This is a genomic window from Paenibacillus sp. 01T422, assembly GCF_056398785.1.
In genome coordinates, this window is sequence record NZ_JBFTQB010000228.1 from 1 (window position 1) to 8967 (window position 8967).

Genomic DNA, 8967 nt, shown 5'->3' on the forward strand with positions numbered 1-8967 from the left:
GGTTTACGCCGACCCAGATCAGTTCCACGCTGTTCAAGAAGCATTCAAACAAGCTGGAATCAGTGAGTTTGCTATTGCTGAGTTGACAATGTTGGCTCAAAACAACGTCACTTTATCCGAAGAAGGACAAGTTCAATTCGATAAATTGATCGATGCTTTGGAAGATCTAGAGGATGTACAGCAGGTTTATCATAACGTGGAATAATTCATATAGGATTAAATGTAGAGATCCGCGCCCAGCGCGGGTCTTTTTTTTACATATGCTTAACCAGCAGGAATACGGTGCTTAAACTATTGTGAAAAGCAAAAGAATAAGGATGGCGTAATCGCATCGGATTCTGACGAATTGGAAGGGAGATTTCCAAGTGGTTCAGCGAATCTATCGACCTCTTGCTTGACTTATGCCGCTTATGTGTATGGATCGCGTTTAGCTCAAGAATTAGGCGATGAGGTAGCTGCCAAACAATATGGATCCTTTGCTCAAGAGCTGTATGAAGCAATCGAACGCTATTTCGGTGGTACAGTGGAAGGTTATGACACGTACCGATATTACGAAGGAAATGACATTTTACGATCATGGATTTGTTCCCCATTAGTTATGGGCATGGAGGAGCGCAAATCTGGAACGATTCGGGCTTTGCTTTCCCCGCGGCTGTGGTCAGAAGATGGGTTAGTAACCCAAGCAGGAGACACTACATTCTGGGACCGATCTACGTTATATGCTTTACGGGGGCTGTTTGTAGTAGGGGCAACTGAGGAGGCAATCTCTTATTTAAGTGCCTATTCGCAGCGGAGACTGCTAGGAAATCATGTCCCTTATGCGGTTGAGGCCTATCCCGAAGGCAATCAGAGGCATCTTTCTGCTGAAAGCGCATTATATGGCCGAATCATAACGGAGGGTATTTTTGGACTTCAGCCTACAGGGTTAAGCAACTTTATTTGTAAGCCTAGATTGCCTGCTGCTYGGAATCATATGGCGCTTCGGTCCGTTCATGTATGTGGTCGAGAGTTGGATTTGATCGTAAATCGGCGGGAGGGAAGGATTGAACTTATCGTCTCGGATAAAGATGGCTTTGTCAAATTTGAAGGGGAGATAGGGACAGCATTTGAAGTAAATAGGTAAGTGTTAAAGCAAGCGCCTCGTATTCTCAAACGATTTCCGGATTTGTCTGAGATTCTCAAGAGGATTGGAACAGGTATGTCCAACTTGCTCGATAGTATCAATGTCACATCGATCCGCGGCCGTGTAGTTAAGTTTACGCGCCTGCAAACTTAGAGTATGCAAGGAAAGGGGATCTACGGGACGCTATTTGCGTGATAACAGGTGGCTTGGGGGGCGAAGTGGAACTACAGGACTTTATTTGTCCTACTAACTCACATTGAGGGTAAAATGCTTGAAATAGCGGAACGTAGTTCCCATTCTCAAAGGAAATTGATTCATTCCGTAGAAATAACGAATCGTAGTTCCACACCTGCTCTAAGTATTAGAGATCACATGCTGACAACACAAAAAGCCGTCTCCAAAGTCGTATAGTACTTCCGCTGCTCGTACAGGTTCGATAAGAATTGTCCTCTCTGCGGTACTGGCGACTTGGGCTTTGCTTTCCATTAGTAAATCCATTCTGCGCTCATATTCAGCGATCCGGTTAGAGAGAATCACATTTTCTTGTTTTAGCTTTTTAATAAGTTCATACAGCAGTTTCATGGATAGTTTCGGCTTCTCAGACAAGCTCGCTTCTGGATTATCGCAATTAGGGGACAGCAGCAATAGTTCTTCATCACTGATCACTTTATGTGCCACGATAGGTCCTCCTTTTATTAATAGTATTAATCATAGATTAATAGATTGGATATAAAATGTCGCTCGAAACGCGTTGTCGTTTTGTAGGCATTAATGATGAACCATGTTCCCAAAAAAATGAGGCTAAAAACACTGGAAATTTATCTAAATAAACGGAATTTCATCTAAATACAAATAGGCGATCGGACGGCATAATGTAGTAAAACTAGTAGGAGGACTTCATCGAGATGACTACATTAAGTGAACAAGCTGTACTCATCATCTATCAATCGGAAGTTAAAATAACCCTTAATCCCGGTGAATATACAAAGTCCCGCCTGATCGAACTTGGTTTTCAGGAAGCAGCCATCAGTTCCTTGAAGATTGCCAAAGGATTCCAGGCCATTGTATACGCAGGAGATAGTTTTACGGGAGATTCCATGGTGATTGACGAGATGACCAGACTGGATACGCTGCATTTGAAAAACAAGCCAACCCGGTTGCCGTTTCATTCAATCCGGGTAATAGCAGCAGTTATCCCTGAGCCAGAGGAGCGAGATCGCTTGGCGGTAGAGCAGGCGATTGCGGGGTGGTGGCCAGCTTCCCTGATTAACAAGGAAGAGCGGATTTCCTGGTGGCGCGAAGCACGGTACGGATGTTTCATTCATTGGGGGCCGTATTCGGTAACCGGAGGAAGATGGAAAGGCGAACCATCGCGAGGTTATGCGGAACACCTCATGAGGGCACAGAAAATCAGTCTTGATGAATACAAGAAGGAATGTATCGAGAAATTTAATCCTCAGCAATTTGATGCGGAGGCTTGGGTGCAGCTGTTTAAAGCAGCAGGCATGCGGTATGTCGTCATAACGGCCAAGCATCATGACGGCTTTGCGATCTATCCGTCGGATGCCTATCCGTTCGATATTCGGATGACCCCATTCGAGAGGGATCCGCTGCAAGAGCTTAAGGAGGCTTGCAAACGGCATGGCCTGCGTTTCGGATTTTATTATTCGCATGCCTTCGACTGGGAGCACCCGGATGCAACGGGCAACGATTGGGAATATACGAATCCGGGAGGTGATCTGCGCCTATACGAAGGAAAGGGCAAGCTGTGGTTTAACGAGCATCCCGAGCTTGTGCCCAGGGTAGCGGACTATTACGTGGATCAGAAGTCAATCCCGCAAATTGTAGAGTTAATCAACAAATATGAGCCGGATATTTTGTGGTTTGATACGCCTCATAAATTGCCGCTTTCGGAAAATTTGAAAATTTTGCAAGCGATTCGTGAGGCGGATGACCGCATTGTCGTCAATGGGCGACTTGCTCATGGATACGGTTTTGACACTTTCTCCGATTATGTGAATACGGCAGATCGTGCGCTGGAGATTTTTCCATGCGAAGGTGACTGGGAAACGATCCCAACGACTAATGAATCCTACGGGTATTCGGCAGACGATCACAGCCACAAGCCAGCAGATGTCTTTGTTCAACTGCTGGCGAAGTCATCTGCGCGAGGAGGAAATGTCCTCATGAATCTGGGACCAATGGGAGACGGTCTCATCGATGAGAGAGATCGTACGATCCTGCAAGGGATCGGTTCATGGTTAGCCGTGAATGGGGAGAGCATCTACGGCACCCACAAAACTCCGCTTGCAGTCCAGAGCTGGGGAGAGTCGACAATGCGAGGAAATCAGCTATTTCTGCACGTGTTTGATTGGCCCAAAGATGGCAAATTGGTGCTAGGCGGTTTGAAAAGCCATATCAAGAAAGCTTGGTTACTGGATGATGAAGCAGCCCAACCATTGGCTGCCAAGAGACTGAATTACTACGATTGGGAGATCCATGTGCCTGAGCAGGCGCCGAACAAGTATCATCGGGTTGTGGTTATTGATGTAGATGGTGAGCCGGCCGTGCATCCCGGACGGTTAATTAGCAGCAGCCAGACGACCACTTTAAGAGCTTTTGATGCGGAAGTGAGCAAAGGCATAGGTTACGGGGATGGCAAGAAGGGCAATGATTTTGTCTGTAAATGGACAAGTATCCATCAATTCATCAAATGGCGTGTAAGATTAAATCATCAAGGTGTTTATAAGTTGGTGATCCGCATGAGTGCACCTGGACCTTCGTATGGCGGGAGCTATGCTTTATGCCTAGGTGAACAGCGGCTCCCCGGCCAACTTGTACCGTCGGAAACGGCTGCTCCCTTCCTAATTGAACATGAAGTGACACTAGCTTCGGGAGAGCATGACTTCGTGATGATGCCTGTCACTATTGAAGGGAATGAGCTCATGAGGCTTCATACAATTACTTTTATCCCGTTGTCAACCGATCAGGAACAGAAAGAGTCCTTTGATGAGGTTGATTCAACGGATGTTGGGAATTAGCAGTTGCTTCGGCTAAAGATGTTCTTTTTTGGAAGGGGACACGGTTCCAACTTTCGTCTGCTTCCTTAATTCAGAGGGAGGGAGACCAAAATATTTGGAAAATTGCAGGGAGAAATAATGGACCGAAGAAAATCCCAGATCTTCCGAAATCGATGTGATCGAGCGTTTGCTTTCATGGATAGTCGCGTAGGCTCGCTGCATTTTAATCCGAAAAAAGCACTCTTTCGGCGTCAGCCCGGTCATTTTCTTAAACATGTTATAGAACTGTGATTTCTTTAGTTGACACATTTCCAGCCACTGTTCATAGGGCGGATTCATTCCAGGATACTGTTCCATGAGATCAATAATCTTTTGAATCCGGTAATCAGGGATATTGTCCGATAAATGTAAATTGACTAACTGTAAAATCCAACTGTAAAGCAGGCTATTTACGATTTCGGCTTTATATTGAATATCCAATCGATTCATCCGGACAATCTGAATGAAGGTTTGAATGAGCTCTGGATATCGGGTTAGCTGAGTAATCCCTGTTAATTGTTCCAATTCTCTGGATGGTCTGCTCTCTGTCAAAAGACCGGGTTCGAAATCGAGTTGAGGATCGAAATAAAGATGCTGAATCGTATTGTTTTTCGTGAAAAAATCACAATACATATCATAAGAAGAAATCGGCTGGGATTCATTCATTTGAAAAGTATGCTTAAGGCCGGGTGGAATGAATACAAGCGTGCCCTTCTTTAAAGGATAACTTCGGCCGTTCATCTGGACTGAACCAGTCCCTTTATAAATGAAATGAAAAGCAAAGCAGTAGCCAAATCTGTTTTTCTCCTTTACTCTGCCGGAATAAGCATGATAATGAGCTGCCCGAATAGATGGTTGGATCGAGACGATAGAAGTTAATTCCGTCATTGGTTAACACCTCTAGTCTGCGAATTGCAAGAAAGATGCCATTTTACGCATTTTTATTAGGATAAACCGCTTACAATCTGCTGTCAATTGGGACGACCATTATGAAGAAAATAAAGGAGGGTCTATATGACTATTCAAACTAAGAGCTTGTACGACAGATTGAAACCAGCACCTAAGAACGGAGGATTTCGGATGGAAGGATACTGGGTGTGGTGCGGCTCGGTGATCAAAGGCGAGGATGGCCGCTTTCACATGTTTGCATCCCGGTGGCCCAAACATCTGCCGATGCACCCAGGCTGGCTTGTTCATTCGGAAGTTGTGCGAGCGGTGTCTGATACGCCAGAAGGGCCATATGCGTTCGAGGAGATTGTGCTTCCCGCGCGAGGAGCAGAATATTGGGACGGCCGCAGTACGCATAACCCGCATATAACGAAACACGGGGACACCTACGTGCTGTATTATATGGGGTCAACAAATCCACTGGCAGATGTGCTGCCGGGAGAAGAATTCGGCCTTACGGATCCGCGTTGTATCGTTGCCCGTGCGAACAAACGAATAGGCTTAGCGACTTCAACAAGCGTGTTCGGTCCTTGGGAACGGAGAGACTCTCCGATTTTACCGACAAGACCAGGGCATTTCGACAGCTTCCTGACTTCGAATCCTGCGCCTTGTATCCATGCGGACGGGTCCGTTATGCTCATTTATAAAGCACGTCAATACGAAGGCAATGTACACGGGAAAATGATGATTGGTGCGGCGCGTGCTGACCGATTTGACGGTCCATATCGCGTTGCCAGTGAAGATCCGGTATTTCCGCCTGCTAAATTTCATCTGGAAGATCCATTTATTTGGCACACAGGTGAGCGATATGAGCTTATCGCCAAAGATATGGATGGTCACATATGCGGGGAGCTGCATGCAGGCATTCAGGCGCACTCCGAGGATGGACTAACCTGGCATTTATCAGACAATCCTAAGGCGTACTCCAGGAAAATCCGTTGGGATGATGGCACGGAGACGATAATGGGCAGCTTCGAGCGACCTTTCATTCTTTTCCAAGATGGAAAACCTACGCATTTGTTTGCGGCAACGGCAGATGGAGCGGGAGGATTTACCAAAGCTTCTCAGACATGGAACATGGTGGTGCCGATTGCCTCGGAATAGCGATTAAGCCATCAAACCTATACAAGCCGGTCTCTGATTATCAGAGGCTGGCTTCTTTATTTTTAATCAAGTGCTAAGACATATCTATTGAATTAAGACAATATAGTTGAATATAACAAATTTGGGGAGGCCATATGATATGGGGGCAGCTGTAATAAAAGGATGGACAACTATGCTAGCCGGAGTCATGTTAGTGGGGAGCTTAGCAGCGTGCAGCGGAAGCGGAGGTACGAGCAATACGCCTGCGCCTGGCGAGAGTGCGCCTGCTGCAACTGAGGCTCTCAAAAGTACGGAGCCTGCTGCCAAACCAGTGACGCTCCAGATGATCGAAAGCCTAACGAGCCCTGAGCGCACGAAACTGCTGCAAGATGCTATCGGACGGTTTCAAAAGGACAATCCCAACATTAAAGTTGAGCTCATTTCGCCGCCTTTTGATCAAGCAGACAATAAGATTAGGACGATGCTGGCGGCCAAGCAAGATCTCGATATTCTAGAGGTCAGGGATCTGAACATAGCGGAATATGTCAATAATGGCTACCTTGAGCCCTTGGATTCGTATGCTGCTAGCTGGGCGGACAGTAAAACTCTTTCAGGCACATCCAAAGTTGYAGGCTCAACGGGCGGCAAACTTTACTTTATCGCAAATGCACTGTATCAAAGACAAATGTTTTATCGCAAAGATTGGTTTGAGGCCAAAGGGTTAACGGTACCGAAAACGTGGGATGAACTGGTGGATGCAGCCAAAAAATTAACCGATCCGAAGCAAAATCGTTACGGTTTCTCATTCCGGGGTGGCTCGGGAGCGAATGGCAACTTTGATCATATGATTTATGATTACAATGATAAAGTCATGAATATTGACGATACGCCATTTACGAAGGATGGCAAAACCGTGTACGGAACTCCAGAAGCCAAACAAGCGTTAGAGTTATATAAAAAGCTTTACAAAGAGGCATCGCCACCGGACTCCATCAACTGGGGCTTTCAAGATCAGGTTCAAGCCTTTACGTCAGGCGTAACCGGCATTTTGCTGCAGGACCCAGACGTTATTAAAGTGCTTCAGGATAAAATGGACCCCAAAACACTAGAGACAGCAGCTATGCCTCTTGGACCTAACGGTAAATCCTTGGTCAGCACAGGGGCGGCAGGATGGGGAATCACGGCCAATTCCAAAAATAAAAATGAAGCCTGGAAATTGATCTCTTACCTCTCAAGTCCCAAAGAAAATACGGAATTCTCCAAACAAATCGGTACGATTCCGATCCATACGTCGGCGACAGCGGACACGTTCTTCCAAACGGGGCCCTATAAAACACTTCTGGATATGACGGCCAAAGCGGATGTATTCGTCAACTTTACTCCGCCATTTAAATATCCAGGCAATGGCAGTTGGGGAGAGCTCAGCATGAAAGGGCAGCAATCCTATTTGCTGGATAAGAAATCCGCTGACGACCTTTTGAAAGAATGGGATAAATTCTGGCTGGATCAGCAGGCTGGTATGAAAAAATAACGAAACAAGCAGCAAGCGGCGGGCGCTCATCGCCTGCCGCTGCTGTCTTACCGGGGAGGTGTTCGACGTGAGTGCTCGGCAAAAATTCATTCTCTCCAGCTTGCTGCCCGCACTGCTGCTTGTGCTCGTATTTACCTATTACCCCTTTCTGAAGGGGGTTGTGATGGCTTTTCAAGATTACAAGCTCTTCAATCTGAAGCAAGTTCACTTCGTTGGGATGCAAAACTTTGTTGATGCGTTCCGTGATCATCAATTTCTTGCTGCGCTGAAAAATAGCTTGTATTGGGTGTTCTTTTCGTTAATTTTGCAATTTCTTCTGGGGTTCATCCTGGCGTTGTTTTTGAATAAGAAGTTTTGGGGACGAGGCGTATATCAAGGGTTTATTTTTTATCCGTGGGCATTATCCGGCTTCTTAATTGGTCTTATTTGGAAGTGGCTGTTTAACTCGCAAATCGGTGTAATCAATGATCTCTTGCTGCGACTTGGCATTATTGAAGATCGAATTGGTTTCTTGTCAGATCCCAAATGGGCGATGTCTTCCGTTATTATTGCCAATGTATGGTACGGCATAGCTTTCTTCACGATTATGCTGCTAGCCGCGCTGCAATCTATCCCTTCGGAGCTCTACGAGGCTGCGAGTATTGACGGTGCTAATAGCTATCGCAAGCTGCTGGATGTGACGATTCCGTACATTATGCCAACCATTATCGCTACGACGTTGCTGCGGGTCATATGGATATTCAACGATCCAACGCTTATTTATGGCATGACCAATGGGGGGCCGGGAGGCGCTACACACATTCTATCTTCCTTAATGCTTAACAAAATCATCTATGATGGGGATTATGGGGCAGCTTCGGCCGTTGGTGTCATCATGATCGTAATGCTGTTTCTGTATACCGTATTTTACTTGATGGTAACGAAGTCGGAGAAGGTAGGTGACTTTTGATGAAACGAAGATTCTGGTATCGGCTCATGAAGGTTGTCTTTCTCTCATTTTACTTCGTGCTGATGGTGTTTCCCTTATACTGGATCGTCATTACCTCATTGAAACCACAAAAGGAAATCTTCAGTACTCCGATTCACTATTGGCCAGAGCAATTTACGTTTCAGAATTACATCAACATTTTCAAAGTGTCCAAGTTCAATGTGTATATCGCCAACAGTCTGCTTGTCTCCATTACATCTGCCTTGATCGTTATCGTAATTGCTATATGCAGCGC

Annotated in this window: 8 protein-coding genes and 1 pseudogene; 7 read left to right on the top strand and 2 right to left on the bottom strand. The window is 45.9% G+C overall.

Features of this window, described 5'->3' with window-relative positions; translation table 11 throughout:
• Both AC1DUA_RS14715 and AC1DUA_RS14720 read left to right on the top strand, forming a co-directional pair.
• Positions 1–205, top strand: a 205-nt coding sequence (locus AC1DUA_RS14715; RefSeq protein ID WP_477500481.1) for a YebC/PmpR family DNA-binding transcriptional regulator, incomplete at its 5' end; no start/stop codon positions are given.
• 141 nt (positions 206–346) lie between these two features.
• Positions 347–1123, top strand: coding sequence for a hypothetical protein (locus tag AC1DUA_RS14720; protein WP_477500482.1), 777 nt, complete (start codon positions 347–349; stop codon positions 1121–1123).
• Between the two features lie 354 nt (positions 1124–1477).
• On the opposite strand, the gene AC1DUA_RS14725 is transcribed toward AC1DUA_RS14720, so the two are convergent.
• Positions 1478–1801 carry a hypothetical protein gene (locus tag AC1DUA_RS14725; RefSeq protein WP_477500483.1) on the bottom strand — a complete coding sequence of 108 codons (324 nt, stop codon included), beginning with the start codon at positions 1799–1801 and terminating at the stop codon, positions 1478–1480.
• 227 nt (positions 1802–2028) lie between these two features.
• On the opposite strand from AC1DUA_RS14725, the gene AC1DUA_RS14730 reads away from it, so the two are divergent.
• Entirely contained in the window at positions 2029–4164 is a 2136-nt protein-coding gene (locus tag AC1DUA_RS14730) for an alpha-L-fucosidase (protein WP_477500484.1), read from the top strand.
• A 12-nt stretch (positions 4165–4176) separates the two neighbouring features.
• Here AC1DUA_RS14730 and AC1DUA_RS14735 read toward each other — a convergent pair whose 3' ends face one another.
• Positions 4177–5070, bottom strand: coding sequence for a helix-turn-helix domain-containing protein (locus tag AC1DUA_RS14735; RefSeq protein ID WP_477500485.1), 894 nt, complete (start codon positions 5068–5070; stop codon positions 4177–4179).
• A 126-nt stretch (positions 5071–5196) separates the two neighbouring features.
• Here AC1DUA_RS14735 and AC1DUA_RS14740 point away from each other — a divergent pair, with 126 nt between their 5' ends.
• From AC1DUA_RS14740 to AC1DUA_RS14755, 4 genes and pseudogenes are all read left to right on the top strand, one after another.
• Entirely contained in the window at positions 5197–6234 is a 1038-nt protein-coding gene (locus tag AC1DUA_RS14740; protein ID WP_477500486.1) for a glycoside hydrolase family protein, read from the top strand.
• A 139-nt stretch (positions 6235–6373) separates the two neighbouring features.
• Positions 6374–7744, top strand: coding sequence for an ABC transporter substrate-binding protein (locus AC1DUA_RS14745; protein WP_477500487.1), 1371 nt, complete (start codon positions 6374–6376; stop codon positions 7742–7744).
• A gap of 67 nt (positions 7745–7811) precedes the next feature.
• Positions 7812–8693, top strand: a complete 882-nt coding sequence (locus AC1DUA_RS14750) for a carbohydrate ABC transporter permease (protein ID WP_477500488.1) — start codon at positions 7812–7814, stop codon at positions 8691–8693.
• Positions 8693–8967 (top strand): annotated as a pseudogene (locus AC1DUA_RS14755) (carbohydrate ABC transporter permease); the annotation flags it as partial. The gene AC1DUA_RS14750 and the pseudogene AC1DUA_RS14755, both read left to right, overlap by 1 nt.

What these genes read in the sequence shown, in the direction of transcription:
- AC1DUA_RS14740 (WP_477500486.1), top strand. Translation starts at nt 5,197, where the DNA reads ATGACTATTCAAACTAAGAGCTTGTACGACAGATTGAAACCAGCACCT.
- AC1DUA_RS14735 (WP_477500485.1), bottom strand. Translation starts at nt 5,070, where the DNA reads ATGACGGAATTAACTTCTATCGTCTCGATCCAACCATCTATTCGGGCA.
- AC1DUA_RS14730 (WP_477500484.1), top strand. Translation starts at nt 2,029, where the DNA reads ATGACTACATTAAGTGAACAAGCTGTACTCATCATCTATCAATCGGAA.